The sequence below is a fragment of the Ochrobactrum sp. 19YEA23 genome, assembly GCF_029909865.1.
Lineage (GTDB): Bacteria > Pseudomonadota > Alphaproteobacteria > Rhizobiales > Rhizobiaceae > Brucella > Brucella gambitense.
In genome coordinates this window covers 285,549-302,010 of sequence record NZ_JASAMQ010000007.1, presented here as the reverse complement: position 1 = coordinate 302,010, position 16,462 = coordinate 285,549, and the positions used below count along the sequence as shown (strand labels likewise).

Below are 16,462 nucleotides of genomic sequence, written 5' to 3'. Positions count from 1 at the left end.
AGAAATTTAATGGCATCGGCTGCTGAACAGCTAGTTTCCAATCTCAATTTCTCGGCTTTTTCGAAAGCTGAAGAACTCAAGAAGCGCATCTGGTTTACTCTGGGCGCTTTGCTCGTATATCGGTTCGGCACCTATATTCCGCTTCCAGGAATCAATCCTGACGCTCTTGCGCAGGCTTTCCAGCAGCATAGCCAGGGTGTGCTCGGACTTTTCAACATGTTCGCCGGTGGCGCCGTTGGTCGTATGGCCATTTTCGCGCTCGGCATCATGCCTTACATCTCTGCCTCCATCATCGTGCAGCTCATGACGTCGGTTGTTCCGTCGCTTGAAGCACTGAAGAAGGAAGGCGAGGCGGGCCGTAAGATCATCAATCAGTATACGCGTTACGGTACAGTGCTTCTGGCGCTCGTGCAGGCCTATGCCATTTCGGTCGGCTTGCAGTCGGGTAACGGTATTGTGGTGAGCCCGGGACCGTTCTTCATCGTTTCATCGGTGATTACGCTCGTTGGCGGCACCATGTTCCTGATGTGGCTCGGTGAGCAGATCACGGCGCGCGGTATCGGTAACGGTATTTCGCTGATCATCTTCTCGGGTATCGTTGCAAACCTTCCGCATGCCATTTCGGGCACGCTGGAACTGGGCCGTACCGGTGCTCTGTCAACAGGCCTTATTCTGGGCGTCATCGTGCTCGCAATTGCCCTGATCGCGGTCATCGTGTTCGTCGAGCGTGCGCAGCGCCGCCTGCTGATCCAGTATCCGAAGCGTCAGGTTGGCAACCGCATGTTCCAGGGCGATACTTCGCACCTGCCGCTGAAGCTCAATACGGCTGGCGTGATTCCGCCGATCTTCGCATCGTCGCTGCTGCTTCTGCCTGCGACTGTTGCTGGCTTCGCCAACACGACGGAAATGCCTGGCTGGGCAACCACGATTCTCAACGCGTTGGGCCATGGACAGCCTCTTTACATGCTGTTCTACGCAGGCTTGATGGCGTTCTTCTGCTTCTTCTATACGGCCATCGTGTTCAATCCCAAGGACACTGCTGACCAGCTCAAGAAGCATTCCGGCTTCATCCCGGGCATTCGCCCCGGTGAACGGACTGCCGAATATATAGACTATGTGTTGACCCGCATCACGGTTGTCGGCGCCATCTATATTATGCTTGTCTGTCTTCTGCCGGAATTCCTGATTTCCGCGACCGGCGTGCCATTCTATCTTGGTGGTACATCGCTGCTGATCGTTGTGAGCGTGACGCTCGATACGGTTGCGCAAGTTCAGGGACATCTTATCGCCCATCAGTATGAAGGGCTGATCAAGAAGTCCAAACTCAGAGGTGGGAAACGTAATAAATGAGACTGATACTTCTTGGGCCGCCCGGAGCAGGTAAGGGGACGCAGGCTGGACTTCTTACCAAGAAGCATGGAATTCCGCAGCTTTCGACTGGCGATATGCTGCGTTCGGCAGTCGCTCAACAGAGCGAAGTCGGAAAGCGCGCCAAAGCAGTTATGGATGCCGGTCAGTTGGTATCCGACGAGATCGTCAACCAGATCGTGTCGGAGCGCATTGATGCTCCGGATTGCGCGAATGGTTTCATTCTCGACGGCTACCCACGTACCGTTCCGCAAGCTGAAGCTCTTGGCGGAATGCTCGCAAACAAAGGCCTGAAGCTTGATGCTGTCATCGAGCTGAAGGTTGATGAGAATGCCCTGGTCAAGCGGATGGAGAGCCGCGTGGCCGAAACGATCGCCAAGGGCGGTCAGGTGCGCTCGGATGACAATCCGGAAGCTTTCCGCAAGCGTCTTGTCGAATATCGCGAAAAGACCGCGCCGCTTTCGACCTACTATGCCGGGACTGGCGAATTGCGTGTCCTCAACGGTATGGCTCCGGTTGAAGAAGTTACCGCTGAAATCGAGAGAATTCTCGTTCCGGCATAAGGCTTTTCAAAGCCTTGGACTATCGCATCGGCCCAGATACCGGGTTCGGTTTTTGTAAAGCAGGATGCGCAGATACAAACACGGGCAGAGAAACGCTTTGCGATTCTCTGCCCGTTTATTGCTTCCAGAAGTCGCTTTGATTCTCTGTCAGGCCGGTTTGATGGCTTTACGGACAGTTAAGAGTTGACTTTTTCGGGCGATTCCGTCAAAGACTGCGCCACTTCATTTGGTTTTGAATGGCAGGTAGCGGCGGAAATCGAAAAGAGGCCGATACCGGTCATTTTATGCTGTCTGGGGGATTAGTCTTTCAGGCGGAAGTGATTAACATTAAGGAGAACAGACGTGGCACGTATCGCTGGCGTCAACATCCCGACGAACAAGCGCGTTGTTATTGCGCTTCAGTACATCCACGGGATTGGACCGAAATTTGCTCGGGAAATCGTAACGAAGGTTGGCATTGCCGACGATCGTCGCGTTAACCAGCTGACGGATGCTGAAGTCCTTCAGATCCGCGAAGCAATCGATGCTGACTACCAGGTCGAAGGTGACCTGCGTCGTGAAGTTTCGATGAACATCAAGCGCCTGATGGACCTGGGTTGCTACCGTGGCCTGCGTCATCGTCGTTCGCTGCCGGTTCGCGGCCAGCGCACGCATACCAACGCACGCACCCGTAAGGGTCCGGCGAAGGCTATCGCAGGCAAGAAGAAGTAATTTCGACGGAACGTTTTCGTTCCGTCGGGCCTTTCCGGTGCGCCGGTTGGGTTTGATACTGGTCCTTTCTAGAGGACCGGTGTAGCCGCTGGAATTACGGCGGTGTAGAGATCGATTGAAAGGACTATCATGGCCAAGGAAGCCACGCGCGTTCGCCGTCGCGAGCGTAAAAACATCTCGTCGGGCGTTGCCCACGTAAATTCGACGTTCAACAACACCATGATCACCATCACGGATGCTCAGGGCAATGCTATTGCCTGGTCTTCCGCCGGTGCTCAGGGTTTCAAGGGTTCGCGTAAGTCGACCCCGTTCGCCGCACAGATCGCTGCCGAAGATTGCGCCAAGAAGGCTCAGGAACACGGCATGCGCTCCCTCGAAGTCGAGGTTTGCGGACCGGGTTCTGGCCGTGAATCCGCGCTGCGCGCCCTTCAGGCTGCCGGCTTTGTGATCACGTCGATCCGCGATGTTACGCCGATCCCGCACAACGGTTGCCGTCCGCGCAAGAAGCGCCGGGTCTAATCCTCGTTCACATGCTGCAAGAGCCTCGGATTTCATCCGGGGCTCCTCTGCGGTTTCTTCACTTGATCGCTACGATAGGATGGTAGCGACGATTGATAGAGGGATACTCACATGATCCAGAAGAACTGGCAGGAACTGATCAAGCCGAACAAGGTGGAATTTTTCACCCACGGCTCCCGCACGCACGCAACCGTCGTTGCTGAACCGCTGGAACGCGGCTTCGGTCTGACGCTCGGTAATGCTCTGCGTCGCGTGCTTCTGTCGTCGCTGCGCGGCGCTGCCGTGACCGCCGTACAGATCGACGGCGTTCTGCATGAATTCTCTTCTATTCCGGGCGTCCGCGAAGACGTTACGGATATCGTTCTGAACGTCAAGGAAATCGCCATCCGTATGGAAGGCGAGGGCCCGAAGCGCATGGTCGTCCGCAAGGAAGGCCCAGGTGCCGTTACGGCTGGCGACATTCAGACTGTCGGCGATGTCGAAATCCTTAACCCGGATCACGTCATCTGCACGCTGGACGAAGGCGCTGAAATCCGCATGGAATTCACCGTCAACACCGGCAAGGGCTACGTGCCTGCCGACCGCAACCGTGCGGAAGACGCTCCGATTGGGCTTATCCCGGTCGACAGCCTGTATTCCCCGGTTCGCAAGGTGTCGTACAAGATTGAGAACACCCGTGAAGGTCAGGTTCTCGATTATGACAAGCTGACGCTGAACATCGAGACCAACGGCTCGGTTACGGGCGAAGACGCAGTGGCTTACGCTGCTCGTATTCTCCAGGACCAGCTGGCGATCTTCGTCAACTTCGAAGAGCCTCAGAAGGAAGCCCCGCAGGAACAGGTTGCGGAACTGGCTTTCAACCCGGCTCTGCTCAAGAAGGTGGACGAACTCGAACTGTCTGTCCGTTCGGCAAACTGCCTGAAGAACGACAACATCGTCTATATCGGCGATCTGATCCAGAAGACGGAAGCCGAGATGCTGCGGACTCCGAATTTCGGCCGCAAGTCGCTCAACGAGATCAAGGAAGTTCTCGCGTCGATGGGTCTCCATCTTGGTATGGAAATCCCGTCCTGGCCGCCGGAAAATATCGAAGATCTCGCAAAGCGTTACGAAGACCAATACTAAGCATTTCCAGCGAAAGTGCGAAGCGGTTTCGCGCGGGATAATGCTTGAATTAAAGACCAGCATTTCCAGCGAAAGTGCGAAGCGGTTTCGCGTCGGACAATGCGTAAAACGAAGATAAGACCGGCATATCCCGGTACGTTACGAATTAAAGGAGAAGGCCATGCGCCACGGTAATGGACAGCGTAAGCTGAACCGCACTGCCTCGCATCGCAAGGCAATGTTCGCCAACATGGCGGCTTCGCTCATCGAGCATGAACAGATTGTGACCACGCTTCCTAAGGCTAAGGAAATCCGTCCGATCGTAGAAAAGCTTGTCACGCTCGGCAAGCGCGGCGACCTGCATGCACGCCGTCAGGCTATCTCGGCTATCCGCGACGTTAAGGTCGTGGCTAAGCTGTTCGATACGCTGGCTACGCGCTATGCAACCCGCAACGGCGGCTACATCCGCATCATGAAGGCTGGCTTCCGCGCTGGCGACAACGCGCCTCTGGCTGTTGTTGAATTCGTGGAACGCGATGTCGATGCTAAGGGCAAGGCTGACCGCGCTCGCGTAGAAGCTGAAGCTGCTGCTGAAGCCGACGCAGCGTAATCAAAGCATTTCCAGCAAATGCGCTAAGCGTCTTTGCGTCGGATAATGCATGATTATGAGCAGAGATTAAAAAGGGCCGCCTCGTGCGGCCCTTTTTGTTTGCGCTGTTGCTGACATATGCGCTCACACATTGATGTGAGGGAAAATTACACCAGCTTTTCGTCCGTGGTCACAATGTGGCCCTTTATCCTTGGCCTCAGTTGATTACATATGGACAACGAGTCTCGTATGCTTCCACCGGAAGTCTTGCGGGCAGGCTGGGAAAGCGCGGAGTTTGTGCATGAATTGGCGACGTTTCGGGATTGCGGGCATTATTCTGGCATCGATTGGCATGGCAAGCCTGCCAGCTTCAGCGCAGGATGCGCCAGCGGCTCCAGCAAAGCAGATACCGCTCAGTCGCGGAGATATGCAGCTCTCCTTCGCGCCGTTGGTGAAGGAAACCACGCCCGCCGTCGTTAATGTCTATGCTGCGCGACAGGTTCAGGCACAGGCACGCTCGCCATTTGCAGGCGACCCATTCTTCGAACAGTTTTTCGGCAAACAGTTCGGCGATAGCAAGCCGCGTATCCAGCAGTCGCTCGGTTCCGGCGTTATCGTCGATTCATCGGGCATTGTCGTGACCAACAATCACGTCATCAAGGATGCGGATGAAATCAAGGTCGCTCTTTCCGATGGTCGCGAATTCGAAAGCAAGCTGCTGCTGCGCGACGAGACCACCGATCTTGCCGTATTGAAGATCGATTCCAAGGAAAAGTTTCCAGTCCTGTCGCTTGGCAATTCCGACGAGGTGGAGGTGGGCGATCTGGTGCTTGCTGTCGGCAACCCGTTCGGTGTCGGCCAGACCGTGACGAGCGGCATTGTCTCGGCGCAATCGCGCACGCAGGTTGGAATTTCCGATTTTGACTTCTTCATCCAGACTGACGCAGCCATCAATCCGGGTAATTCCGGCGGCGCGTTGGTGGATATGCGTGGGCGGTTGATTGGCATCAATACGGCGATCTATTCACGCTCCGGCGGCTCTGTCGGCATCGGTTTCGCTATTCCGTCCAACATGGTTCGTGCGGTGATCGATGCGGCGCAGCGGGGCAGTTCCAGCTTTGAACGTCCTTATATCGGTGCGACCTTCCAGGGTGTCACGGCGGATCTGGCCGAAGGCCTCGGTATGGAAAAGCCCTATGGCGCTTTGATTACCGCTGTTGCCAAGGGTGGACCGGCGGAAGCCGCAGGCCTGAAGGTCGGCGATGTTGTCCTCTCGGTGCAGGGTGCCCGCGTGGATAATCAGGATGTGCTTGGCTATCGTCTTTCAACCGCAGGGATCGACAGCACGATCTCTGTTGCGATCCTGCGCGGTGGTGAAAATCTTACCGTGCCGGTCAAGCTGACCAAAGCGCCGGAAGTGAAGCAGACAGCACCACTCATTATCAAGGGCGATAATCCTTTCGCAGGCGCTGCGGTGCAGGAGCTGACGCCTTCCACAGCGACCAAACTGCGTCTGAAGAGCGATGTAAATGGTGTAGCCGTGATGGATGTCTATTCGGGCTCGCCCGCTGCAAGGCTGGGGCTGCGCCCGGGCGATATCATTCGCAATCTGAACGGCAATGTGATCCGCAGCGTGACCGATCTTTCTTCGGTCCTCAATGCGGGCCGTGGTCTGGCATGGCGGATGGAAATCGAACGCAACGGTACGCTTCTGCGCCAGTTCGTTCGATAAACCCGCCACGAAAAGTTGCATGCCGCTTCAGGTAAGATTATGCCTGAAGCGGCATTTTATTTATCGACCGAGTTATCGAATGAGCGATCTTTTTTCATCGGCCTCAGACCCGAATGCGGACCGTAACCGTCCGCTCGCGGACCGCCTGCGGCCCCGGCACTTGTCGGAGGTGACCGGTCAGGAACATCTGACCGGGCCGGAAGGCGTGCTGACGCGCATGATCGAATCCGGTTCGCTCGGTTCGATGATTTTCTGGGGCCCGCCCGGAACCGGTAAAACCACGGTCGCGCGCCTGCTGGCGGGCGAGACCGATCTGGCTTTCGAGCAGATTTCTGCAATCTTCTCCGGCGTGGCCGACCTCAAGAAAGTCTTCGAGACGGCTCGTGCAAGGCGCATGTCCGGGCGTCAGACCTTGCTTTTCGTGGACGAGATCCATCGTTTCAACCGCGCGCAGCAGGATTCGTTCCTGCCGGTGATGGAAGACGGTACGGTCATCCTGATCGGCGCGACCACTGAAAACCCGTCATTTGAACTCAACGCTGCTCTTCTTTCACGCGCGCGTGTGCTGACCTTCCATCCGCATGACGCAGAGAGCATCGCGACGCTGCTTATCCGGGCAGAGGAACAGGAAGATCGCTCGCTGCCATTGGACGAGGAGGCGAGGGCCAGCCTGATTCGTATGGCCGATGGCGATGGTCGTGCTGCATTGACGCTGGCTGAAGAAGTCTGGCGCGCCGCGCGCCCGGAAGAGATCTTTACCGCCGAAAAACTTCAGGACGTGGTGCAGCGTCGTGCTCCGGTTTACGACAAGAGCCAGGACGGGCATTACAATCTGATCTCTGCCCTGCATAAATCGGTGCGCGGGTCCGATCCTGACGCGGCGCTCTATTATCTGTCGCGCATGTTCGATGCGGGCGAAGATCCGCTTTATCTCGGACGGCGTCTGGTGCGCATGGCGGTTGAAGATATCGGGCTCGCCGATCCGCAGGCGCTTGTCATCTGCAACGCCGCCAAGGACGCCTATGATTATCTGGGATCGCCGGAAGGCGAGCTGGCGCTGGCGCAGGCTTGCGTTTATCTCGCAACCGCGCCCAAGTCGAATGCCATTTACATGGCTTATAAGGCCTCTATGCGCGCCGCCAAGGAACATGGTTCACTAGTGCCGCCAAAGCATATTCTCAACGCTCCCACAAAGCTGATGAAGAATGAGGGTTATGGCGACGGTTACGCCTATGACCACGATCAGCCGGATGCCTTTTCGGGACAGGATTATTTCCCGGAAAGCCTGGGACGGCAGAAGTTCTACGATCCTCCGGAACGCGGCTTTGAACGCGATATCCGCAAGCGGCTCGACTATTGGGCAAAGCTGCGTCATGAGCGTCAGGGCAGGAACCGGTAAGAACCTGCCCGTGTGAGGTTTAACGCATTAGTGCTGGATAGGTGAAAAACAGCGCGTGGCTCAGATTCAGCAGAAAATGAACCGAGATTGATGAGATCAGTCTACCTGTCTTGTAATAGGCGGTGCCATAGAACAGCCCGGCAACGCCCGCCAGCGCTATATAGGCTACGCCGCCATCAAAGTGCAGAAGACCGAACAGGATCGCGCTGATTGTGATTGCAAAGGCCGGATGCCAGCGGTGATAGTATGAGTAGGCAAGCAGGCGTCCCTGTATCATGCCGCGAAACAGCACTTCCTCCGCAAAGGCAACGAAGACCAGATTGTTGAGGGCCCATATGCCGAAATGGGGCATGATCTTCGGGTCGAACTTGATATAGCCGATGACCAGCGCGACGGGGATCAGGGTGATAAGGCAACCGCCCCACATCATTCCTATGATCTTCACTGTGTCGGCTGTTCCCGTTCGCTTGATCGGGGCGTCGAATTCCGTTCCCGAAGTGAAAAAACGCCCGCTGAGTGCAAGGATGATCGCAGCTGCCGTCTTGTCCAGATTCAAATACATTGAAAATGGCACGCCGCCAGTGGACATGACCGCTGCGTCGATGATTTTCGTGTTGTGAAAGCCCCACACAACATGAATGAAGAATGTGAGACATGCCGCGATTACAAGTAGGTCCATTGTCGGCTCGGTCCAGGGAAAACGGCGATACATGCTTTCGCGGAGAATGTTGAACCGCCAATGTGTAAGGATCGAAAACACCGCCAGCGACAACAGGCCCACCAGAGAGATGGACTCTCCGAGCAGTGCCGCGATGAACACGGCGATCAGGAGAGCGAGGGCAACAATGTCATGTCTTGTTACGACGGCGATGACAGATGCAGCTAGAAATATATAGGTAAATCCATAGGGAATAAAATATTGCATATAGCTCATAATTCATTCTCCAATTATTCAATAAAACAATAATCGAACGGGTAATTTCTAGAAATTCCAAATTTTTTATCAAATGTTACTAGCTTGATTTTATATTTATTAAATCGGTCATCAATGCATTTATTCGGCAATATTATTTATTGCTGAGAAAATATTATCTCATTCAATGAGATTGAACTTCCGAATCGGGCGCCACGCGCGTGATGCTGTGCATTCAGGTTAATAGGAAGTTTACTTTTACATTTTATCAATCTTTGCAATTTGATGAGGTTTCCCATGATGCGCGTTTTGTGTCTCGTAGCGCTCGTGATCCTTGGAGGCTGTGCGACCGCCCCACGGCAGGTCAGCAATGTATGCGCAGTCTTCGATCAGCGTGACGGTTGGTTCAACAATTGGCAGACTGCCGCGACGCGCGCATCGCGTGAGTTCGGCGTGCCGGTTCCGGTTCTGATGGCGACGATCTATACGGAATCGGGCTTTCAGCCCTATGCGAGACCGCCTCGCACCAAGATTCTTTGGATCATTCCGTGGAAGCGCGCATCCAGCGCTTATGGCTATTCACAGGCGCTGAACGGCACCTGGGATCGTTATAAACGTGAGACCGGCCGTTGGACCGCTTCACGCACTAACTTTGCCGACGCTATCCATTTCATCGGCTGGTATCACTATCAAAGCTATCAGAAGAACGGCATCAACCGCGCTGACACCTATAGCCTCTATCTGGCCTATTACAGTGGTCATGGCGGTTACGCACGCGGGGCGTGGCGCGGCAATTCCACGGCGCTCAGCGGCGCGAAGCGGGCACAGGCGATGGCCAATCGTTACGCGGCGCAGTTGCGTTCTTGCGGCGGTATTGGCTAAAAGGTGAGGATTGGGGTTTCAAATACGAGATTTGGAACACCATCCGGCCTTAATCGCAATTATCATGCGCGCGGAATCGCAAATTGAGGATGACCTTTGCATGTTGAAAAGAATCGGTATCGCCCTGATTGGAGCCACTTTGCTGGCGGGCTGCACCACTGACCCATATACGGGCGAACAGAAGATGTCGAACACGGCAGGCGGCGCGGCAATCGGCGCTGCTGTCGGTGCTTTGGGCGGCCTTATGGTTGGCGGTTCCAGCCGCGCACAGCGCAATGCCGTGCTGATTGGCGCGGGTATTGGCGCGCTCGGCGGTGGCGCCATCGGCAATTATATGGATCGTCAGGAAAGCGAACTGCGTGCGCAGTTGCAGGGCACCGGCGTTTCGGTGACGCGTAATGGCGATCAGATCATCCTGAACATGCCGTCGAGCATCACCTTCGACACCGATCAGGATCAGGTGAAGAGCCAGTTCTATCCAACGCTGAACTCGGTGGCCATCGTGCTGCGCAAGTTCAACCAGACCCTCGTCGACGTTCTGGGGCACACCGACTCGACGGGCAGCGCCAGCCACAATCAGGACCTGTCGCAGCGTCGTGCCGGATCGGTGGCAAGCTATCTCGGTTCACAGGGTATCGATCCGCGTCGCTTTGCGATCATCGGTTATGGCGCAAGCCAGCCAGTGGCCACCAATGCCACGCCGGAAGGCCGCGCTCAGAACCGCCGCGTCGAAATCCAGATTTCGCCGCTGCGGGGCGCAAGCTAACCCTTCAGCAGCTAGAATCGGGCCGCCAAGGCCCGCCATATCGAGCGCAGTTCTTCGCAAGAAGGGCTGCGCTTTTGTCTGTTTTGGCGAATCGTTGCTTCGTTGGATGCCGCCGCTGGCCTTAAAGCGTGGATAGGCTTTTTATTTTACATGTCTCTAATTATAGAGAACAATAATGGAACAAAATAATAAAAATAAATAAATTCAGTATGTTGCATGAGTTGCCAAATGAGAACAAAACAGATACAAATAGATATGAGCGATGAGCCTGCCGGGCTTCTAGCGGGACAAGAGGATGGTGTAAGATGTCTCAGAATTCATTGCGACTTGTTGAGGATAATTCAGTGGACAAGACTAAGGCACTTGATGCGGCGCTGTCACAGATCGAAAGAGCGTTCGGCAAAGGCTCGATCATGCGCCTCGGTCAGAACGACAAGGCGGTCGAAATCGAGACCGTATCGACCGGCTCGCTCTCTCTGGACATCGCGCTGGGTGTAGGCGGCTTGCCCAAGGGCCGTATCGTTGAAATTTACGGACCGGAAAGCTCGGGTAAGACCACGCTCGCGCTGCACACGATTGCCGAAGCTCAGAAGAAGGGTGGCATCTGCGCATTCGTTGATGCGGAACATGCGCTCGATCCGGTCTATGCGCGTAAGCTTGGCGTGGATCTGGAAAACCTGCTGATCTCGCAGCCGGACACCGGCGAGCAGGCACTTGAAATTACCGACACGCTCGTGCGCTCTGGTGCCATCGATGTTCTGGTCATCGATTCTGTTGCTGCGCTGACACCGCGTGCGGAAATTGAAGGTGAAATGGGCGATTCGCTGCCGGGTCTTCAGGCTCGTCTGATGAGCCAGGCGCTGCGCAAGCTTACCGCTTCCATTTCGCGTTCCAACTGCATGGTCATCTTCATCAACCAGATCCGTATGAAGATCGGCGTCATGTTCGGTTCGCCTGAAACGACGACCGGCGGTAATGCGCTGAAGTTCTACGCTTCGGTTCGCCTTGATATCCGCCGCATCGGTTCCATCAAGGAGCGTGATGAAGTCGTCGGCAACCAGACCCGCGTGAAGGTGGTGAAGAACAAGCTTGCTCCTCCCTTCAAGCAGGTTGAATTCGACATCATGTATGGCGCCGGTGTTTCCAAGATGGGCGAACTGGTCGATCTTGGCGTGAAGGCAGGCGTTGTCGAAAAGTCCGGCGCTTGGTTCTCCTATAATTCGCAGCGTCTCGGCCAGGGCCGTGAAAACGCGAAGCTTTATCTCAAGGACAATCCGGAGGTCGCCCGCGAAATCGAGACGACGCTTCGTCAGAATGCCGGTTTGATTGCTGAGCAGTTCCTCGATGATGGCGGCCCGGAAGAAGACAGCGGGTCCGACGTAGCGGAGATGTAATATCCGCCAGAGGTTTTGCTCGAACCGCTGTACTGATTGGAAGTTGGAAGCCCTGTGCTGTTGCGCGGGGCTTCTCTTTTTTCAGTCGCGGCTTGATGTGAATTTAAAAGCACTGGCAAAAGGTGCTTTCACAGGCAGAATTTGCCTTTATGGCGCACGCTGCTTATCTGGACAGAAAAGCAGCACATCGTTAAAAGCGGTCAACCGAAGAACTCCACTTCACGTCTTTGTTGTGCGAGAAGGGAGTAATGCCTGCGGTCTCCGTTATTTGTTGGCGGTTTGCAGGTGGAAAAGACAATCGATGCAGCCTTTGAAACAGGGTGCATCAATGCAGGGCACGAAAAGCCCAAGGGTGAATTATGGCTGGCGTCAACGAGATAAGGTCCACATTCCTCGATTACTTCCGCAAGAACGGACACGAAATCGTTCCGTCGAGTCCGCTCGTACCGCGCAATGACCCGACGCTCATGTTTACCAATGCGGGCATGGTGCAGTTCAAGAACGTCTTCACGGGGCTGGAACACCGCGCCTATAATCGCGCGACCACCTCGCAGAAATGCGTGCGTGCAGGCGGCAAGCATAACGATCTCGACAATGTAGGCTACACGGCGCGCCATCACACTTTCTTTGAAATGCTGGGCAATTTCTCGTTTGGCGATTATTTCAAGGAAGACGCAATCAGCTTCGCCTGGAACCTGATCACCAAGGAATTCGGTCTGCCGAAGGACAAGCTGCTCGTCACCGTCTATCACACAGATGAAGATGCCGCGAATTACTGGAAGAAGATTGCCGGTCTGAGCGACGACCGCATCATCCGTATTGCCACAAGCGACAACTTCTGGGCGATGGGCGATACGGGTCCGTGCGGTCCGTGCTCGGAAATATTCTTCGATCATGGCGATCACATCTGGGGTGGACCTCCCGGATCGCCAGATGAAGACGGCGACCGCTTCATCGAGATATGGAATCTCGTTTTCATGCAGTTCGAACAGGTGACACCGGATCAGCGCATTGATCTGCCGCGTCCGTCGATCGATACCGGCATGGGTCTGGAACGCGTTGCGGCCGTGCTGCAGGGCGTGCATGACAATTACGACATTGATCTGTTCAAGGCGCTGATCCGCGCGTCGGAAGAAGCAACCGGCGTCAAGGCTGAAGGCGATTTCCGTGCCAGCCATCGTGTGATTGCCGACCATCTGCGCGCTTCGAGCTTCCTCATTGCCGATGGCGTTCTGCCGTCGAATGAAGGTCGAGGTTATGTGCTGCGCCGTATCATGCGTCGCGCCATGCGTCATGCCCAGCTTCTGGGTGCGAAAGAGCCTTTGATGTGGCGTCTGCTGCCGGCGCTCATTCGCGAAATGGGCCAGGCCTACCCGGAGCTGATCCGCGCCGAAGCGTTGATTTCCGAAACGCTGAAGCTGGAAGAAACCCGTTTTCGCAAGACGCTGGAGCGCGGTCTTGGCCTGTTGTCCGATGCATCGGGCAAGCTTGTTGAAGGTGACCGTCTCGATGGCGAAACTGCTTTCAAACTCTACGACACCTATGGTTTCCCGCTCGATCTGACGCAGGATGCGTTGCGTCAGCGCGGCATCACTGTCGATACGGACGGCTTCTCCACCGCCATGGAACGCCAGAAGGCCGAGGCTCGCGCCAATTGGGCCGGTTCGGGCGAAGCCGCAACAGAGACGATCTGGTTTGGCATCAAGGACAAGGTCGGTGCGACCGAGTTCCTCGGTTATGAAACCGAAAGCGCTGAAGGCGTTATCGCTGCTCTGGTGCGCGATGGCGCGGAAGTGCAGTCGGCTTCTGAAGGCGAGACTGTTGCGGTCGTCGTCAATCAGACTCCATTTTATGGTGAATCGGGCGGCCAGCAGGGCGATACCGGAACGATTTCCGGCGAAGGCTTTGCGATCACCGTCAAGGATACGCAAAAGAAGGGCGAGGGCGTCTTCGTTCATATCGGCGAAGTCACCAAGGGCACTGCGAAGACCGGCGAAGCTGTCGAACTGAAAGTTGACTCGGATCGCCGCACGCGCATCCGCTCCAACCACTCGGCCACCCATCTTCTGCATGAAGCCCTGCGCGAAACGCTCGGTAGCCATGTGGCGCAGAAGGGTTCGCTTGTCGCGCCTGACCGTCTGCGCTTCGACTTCTCGCACCCGAAGCCAATTTCGGCTGAGGAACTGGCCAAGGTTGAAAACATGGCCAATGAGATCATCCTCCAGAACGCGCCGGTTTCCACGCGCCTGATGGCCGTTGACGACGCGATTGCCGAAGGCGCGATGGCGCTGTTCGGTGAGAAATACGGCGACGAAGTGCGTGTTGTTTCGATGGGCACTGCCAAGCATGGTCCAAAGTCGGGCAAGGCCTATTCGGTCGAGCTTTGCGGCGGTACCCATGTGCGCCAGACAGGCGATATCGGCCTTGTTCGCATCGTTTCCGAAGGTGCGGTTGCAGCCGGTGTTCGTCGTATGGAAGCGCTGACGGGCGAGGCTGCGCGCCTTTATCTCGAAGAGCAGGATGAACGCGTGAAGGCAATTGCCAACGCGCTGAAGACTACGCCTGCCGAAGCGTTGGAGCGCGTCAACGCCCTTATGGATGAGCGCAAGAAGCTTGAGCGCGAACTGTCGGATGCACGCAAGAAGCTGGCGCTCGGCGGCGGTTCGTCGGAAGGCGGCAGTGCGGTTGAAGCTGTGAACGGCGTCAACTTCCTTGGTAAGGTCGTGACCGGCGTTTCGCCACGCGATCTGAAGCCGCTGGCTGACGAAGGCAAGAAGCAGGTCGGCTCCGGCGTGGTTCTGTTCATCGGCGTCGGTGAAGATGGCAAGGCCAGCGCGGTTGCTGCCGTGACGGAAGACATGGTTGGCCGTTTCAGCGCCGTGGATCTGGTCCGTGCCGCTTCTGCAGCACTCGGCGGCGCCGGTGGCGGCGGTCGTCCGGACATGGCGCAGGCCGGTGGACCGGATGGCGACAAGGCCGATGCTGCTATAGCAGCGGTCAAGGCGCTGATCGTCTAATGCAATCTAAAAAAGGCCGGGGCAACCCGGCCTTTTCTTTATGAGCTTAGGCTGCGTGAGCCGTGCGGCTGTCGTCGGGCGCTTCGCGGCGCTCATCCAACCCGTAGTCGCGAACGACACTGGCAACCCGCAGGCGATAATCTTCAAAGACACCGCTCCGTCCTTTGGTCTGGGCAATGCGATGGGTTGGAAGGTTGCGCCAGGCGCGCACCGCCTCTTCATCACGCCAGAAGGACAGAGATAGCAGCTTGTCGGGCTCCACAAGGCTTTGAAAGCGCTCGATGGAGATGAACCCGTCAATGCGGCTGAGATCGTCCCGCAAGCTTGCTGCTATATCCAGATATTGATCGCGCCGCTCGTCATCTGCGGGCCAGACTTCGAATATCACTGCAATCATGGCTTTTTCAACTCCGCATGGGGTCCCGATTGCAACTTGAGAAAGATGCGATCCTCAGACCGGATGAATTGTTCCCGACGCGCAAATTCATAATTCTCGCGTCCCAGCGGGTCGGCTGCCAGTCGCGCCCGATAGGCCTCGTAAGCAGCGAGGTTTTCTATCGAGTAAACCCCATAGGCTGTCGTGGCCGAACCTTCATGTGGCCCGAAATAGCCGATCAGTTGCGCACCGCAGCGTGGAATGGCTTGCCCCCAATTGCGTGCATATTCGGCAAAGGCATCCGCTTTGAACGGATCGATCTGGTAGCGGATGAAACAGGTGATCATGCGGGGGTCTCCTTGATATGCATGCTTTTGATGGAGACACTGTAGCGCTTGAATGGCAACGACACTTCGGTTACGATCGAAGTATGAAAGATGGACCGATCATAGCTTCCGTCGCCTCTCTTCTCGGTGATCCGGCACGCGCAAACATGCTGACTGCGCTGATGGATGGGCGCGCCCTGACCGTCAGCGAACTGGCGGCTGCGGCGGGTGTCACCCTGCAAACGGCGAGCGGGCATCTGGCCAAGCTTGATGCCGCCAATCTGCTGGTTGCGGAAAAGCAGGGGCGCCATCGCTATTTCCGTCTGTCGGGCACCGACGTGGCGCAAGTGCTGGAAGGTCTGATGGGCCTTGCCCAGCGAACGGGTGCGGTACGCGTGCGTACGGGACCGAAGGACGAAGCATTGCGCAAAGCGCGCATTTGCTACGACCATCTGGCGGGCGAGCGCGGTGTCGAGATGCTTGATGCGGCACATAAGCTCCGCCTGATCGATAACGCCGAAGAGCCCGTGCTGACGGACGAGGGTAAATCGTTCTTCACCTGTCTGGGTGTTGATGTGACGGCGCTGGAACACGGCAAACGGCCAGTGTGCCGCCATTGTCTCGACTGGAGCGAACGGCGCAATCATCTGGGTGGCGCACTTGGTGCAGCGCTTTTGAGTAATTTTATTGCACGTGGTTGGGCCAGACGCGCCGAGGGGCGGGTGATCGCATTTTCACCCACCGGTGCGCAGGCCTTTAAGAGCACGTTCTCGATTGAAGCGCAGCCGACTTGAAATCGGCGC

16 protein-coding genes are annotated in these 16,462 nt (G+C 56.2%); 13 read left to right on the top strand and 3 right to left on the bottom strand.

Annotated features, from left to right (window positions below):
- The first annotated feature begins 9 nt into the window (after positions 1-9).
- From secY to QBD01_RS18955, 8 genes are all read left to right on the top strand, one after another.
- Positions 10-1,350: a preprotein translocase subunit SecY gene (gene secY, locus QBD01_RS18990; RefSeq protein WP_280994101.1), complete on the top strand. Its 1,341-nt coding sequence runs from the start codon at positions 10-12 to the stop codon at positions 1,348-1,350.
- Entirely contained in the window at positions 1,347-1,931 is a 585-nt protein-coding gene (locus QBD01_RS18985) for an adenylate kinase (protein ID WP_078340787.1), read from the top strand. Before secY ends, QBD01_RS18985 begins: the two co-directional genes overlap by 4 nt.
- 342 nt (positions 1,932-2,273) lie before the next feature.
- Positions 2,274-2,642 (top strand): 30S ribosomal protein S13, encoded by a 369-nt coding sequence (rpsM, locus tag QBD01_RS18980; RefSeq protein ID WP_078340788.1) that lies wholly within the window; start codon positions 2,274-2,276, stop codon positions 2,640-2,642.
- A 129-nt stretch (positions 2,643-2,771) separates the two neighbouring features.
- Complete coding sequence (gene rpsK / locus QBD01_RS18975) at positions 2,772-3,161, top strand: 30S ribosomal protein S11 (RefSeq protein ID WP_002964339.1); 390 nt, start codon at positions 2,772-2,774, stop codon at positions 3,159-3,161.
- Positions 3,162-3,272: 111 nt separating this feature from the next.
- A complete protein-coding gene (locus QBD01_RS18970) occupies positions 3,273-4,286 on the top strand; it encodes a DNA-directed RNA polymerase subunit alpha (RefSeq protein ID WP_078340789.1) in 1,014 nt (337 codons plus the stop codon).
- A gap of 160 nt (positions 4,287-4,446) precedes the next feature.
- Positions 4,447-4,875 (top strand): 50S ribosomal protein L17, encoded by a 429-nt coding sequence (gene rplQ, locus QBD01_RS18965; RefSeq protein WP_078340790.1) that lies wholly within the window; start codon positions 4,447-4,449, stop codon positions 4,873-4,875.
- 280 nt (positions 4,876-5,155) lie between these two features.
- A complete protein-coding gene (locus QBD01_RS18960) occupies positions 5,156-6,586 on the top strand; it encodes a DegQ family serine endoprotease (RefSeq protein WP_280994100.1) in 1,431 nt (476 codons plus the stop codon).
- Positions 6,587-6,665: 79 nt separating this feature from the next.
- Entirely contained in the window at positions 6,666-7,985 is a 1,320-nt protein-coding gene (locus QBD01_RS18955; protein ID WP_280994099.1) for a replication-associated recombination protein A, read from the top strand.
- Positions 7,986-8,004: 19 nt separating this feature from the next.
- On the opposite strand, the gene QBD01_RS18950 is transcribed toward QBD01_RS18955, so the two are convergent.
- Positions 8,005-8,919 carry a CPBP family intramembrane metalloprotease gene (locus tag QBD01_RS18950; RefSeq protein ID WP_280994098.1) on the bottom strand — a complete coding sequence of 305 codons (915 nt, stop codon included), beginning with the start codon at positions 8,917-8,919 and terminating at the stop codon, positions 8,005-8,007.
- Between the two features lie 276 nt (positions 8,920-9,195).
- On the opposite strand from QBD01_RS18950, the gene QBD01_RS18945 reads away from it, so the two are divergent.
- From QBD01_RS18945 to alaS, 4 genes are all read left to right on the top strand, one after another.
- Positions 9,196-9,780: a transglycosylase SLT domain-containing protein gene (locus QBD01_RS18945; RefSeq protein WP_280994097.1), complete on the top strand. Its 585-nt coding sequence runs from the start codon at positions 9,196-9,198 to the stop codon at positions 9,778-9,780.
- A gap of 100 nt (positions 9,781-9,880) precedes the next feature.
- Positions 9,881-10,546, top strand: a complete 666-nt coding sequence (locus QBD01_RS18940) for an OmpA family protein (RefSeq protein ID WP_138786846.1) — start codon at positions 9,881-9,883, stop codon at positions 10,544-10,546.
- A gap of 305 nt (positions 10,547-10,851) precedes the next feature.
- The gene (recA, locus tag QBD01_RS18935; RefSeq protein WP_280994096.1) at positions 10,852-11,940 is read left to right on the top strand and encodes a recombinase RecA; all 1,089 of its coding nucleotides are present in this window, start codon (positions 10,852-10,854) and stop codon (positions 11,938-11,940) included.
- A 359-nt stretch (positions 11,941-12,299) separates the two neighbouring features.
- Positions 12,300-14,957, top strand: a complete 2,658-nt coding sequence (gene alaS / locus QBD01_RS18930; RefSeq protein WP_280994095.1) for an alanine--tRNA ligase — start codon at positions 12,300-12,302, stop codon at positions 14,955-14,957.
- Between the two features lie 46 nt (positions 14,958-15,003).
- Here the strand turns inward: alaS and QBD01_RS18925 are convergent, their stop codons facing one another.
- Both QBD01_RS18925 and QBD01_RS18920 read right to left on the bottom strand, forming a co-directional pair.
- Positions 15,004-15,354 carry an antibiotic biosynthesis monooxygenase gene (locus QBD01_RS18925; RefSeq protein WP_280994094.1) on the bottom strand — a complete coding sequence of 117 codons (351 nt, stop codon included), beginning with the start codon at positions 15,352-15,354 and terminating at the stop codon, positions 15,004-15,006.
- Positions 15,351-15,680: an NIPSNAP family protein gene (locus tag QBD01_RS18920; RefSeq protein WP_280994093.1), complete on the bottom strand. Its 330-nt coding sequence runs from the start codon at positions 15,678-15,680 to the stop codon at positions 15,351-15,353. Before QBD01_RS18920 ends, QBD01_RS18925 begins: the two co-directional genes overlap by 4 nt.
- 83 nt (positions 15,681-15,763) lie before the next feature.
- Here QBD01_RS18920 and QBD01_RS18915 point away from each other — a divergent pair, with 83 nt between their 5' ends.
- Positions 15,764-16,453, top strand: a complete 690-nt coding sequence (locus QBD01_RS18915) for a winged helix-turn-helix domain-containing protein (RefSeq protein ID WP_280994092.1) — start codon at positions 15,764-15,766, stop codon at positions 16,451-16,453.
- Positions 16,454-16,462 lie beyond the last annotated feature (9 nt).

Coding starts and splice junctions, on each gene's coding strand:
- QBD01_RS18955 (WP_280994099.1), top strand. CDS start 6,666: ATGAGCGATCTTTTTTCATCGGCCTCAGACCCGAATGCGGACCGTAAC.
- QBD01_RS18945 (WP_280994097.1), top strand. CDS start 9,196: ATGATGCGCGTTTTGTGTCTCGTAGCGCTCGTGATCCTTGGAGGCTGT.
- QBD01_RS18925 (WP_280994094.1), bottom strand. CDS start 15,354: ATGATTGCAGTGATATTCGAAGTCTGGCCCGCAGATGACGAGCGGCGC.
- QBD01_RS18970 (WP_078340789.1), top strand. CDS start 3,273: ATGATCCAGAAGAACTGGCAGGAACTGATCAAGCCGAACAAGGTGGAA.
- recA (WP_280994096.1), top strand. CDS start 10,852: ATGTCTCAGAATTCATTGCGACTTGTTGAGGATAATTCAGTGGACAAG.
- rpsK (WP_002964339.1), top strand. CDS start 2,772: ATGGCCAAGGAAGCCACGCGCGTTCGCCGTCGCGAGCGTAAAAACATC.
- QBD01_RS18985 (WP_078340787.1), top strand. CDS start 1,347: ATGAGACTGATACTTCTTGGGCCGCCCGGAGCAGGTAAGGGGACGCAG.
- secY (WP_280994101.1), top strand. CDS start 10: ATGGCATCGGCTGCTGAACAGCTAGTTTCCAATCTCAATTTCTCGGCT.
- QBD01_RS18920 (WP_280994093.1), bottom strand. CDS start 15,680: ATGATCACCTGTTTCATCCGCTACCAGATCGATCCGTTCAAAGCGGAT.
- QBD01_RS18960 (WP_280994100.1), top strand. CDS start 5,156: ATGAATTGGCGACGTTTCGGGATTGCGGGCATTATTCTGGCATCGATT.
- QBD01_RS18915 (WP_280994092.1), top strand. CDS start 15,764: ATGAAAGATGGACCGATCATAGCTTCCGTCGCCTCTCTTCTCGGTGAT.
- alaS (WP_280994095.1), top strand. CDS start 12,300: ATGGCTGGCGTCAACGAGATAAGGTCCACATTCCTCGATTACTTCCGC.
- rplQ (WP_078340790.1), top strand. CDS start 4,447: ATGCGCCACGGTAATGGACAGCGTAAGCTGAACCGCACTGCCTCGCAT.
- QBD01_RS18940 (WP_138786846.1), top strand. CDS start 9,881: ATGTTGAAAAGAATCGGTATCGCCCTGATTGGAGCCACTTTGCTGGCG.
- QBD01_RS18950 (WP_280994098.1), bottom strand. CDS start 8,919: ATGAGCTATATGCAATATTTTATTCCCTATGGATTTACCTATATATTT.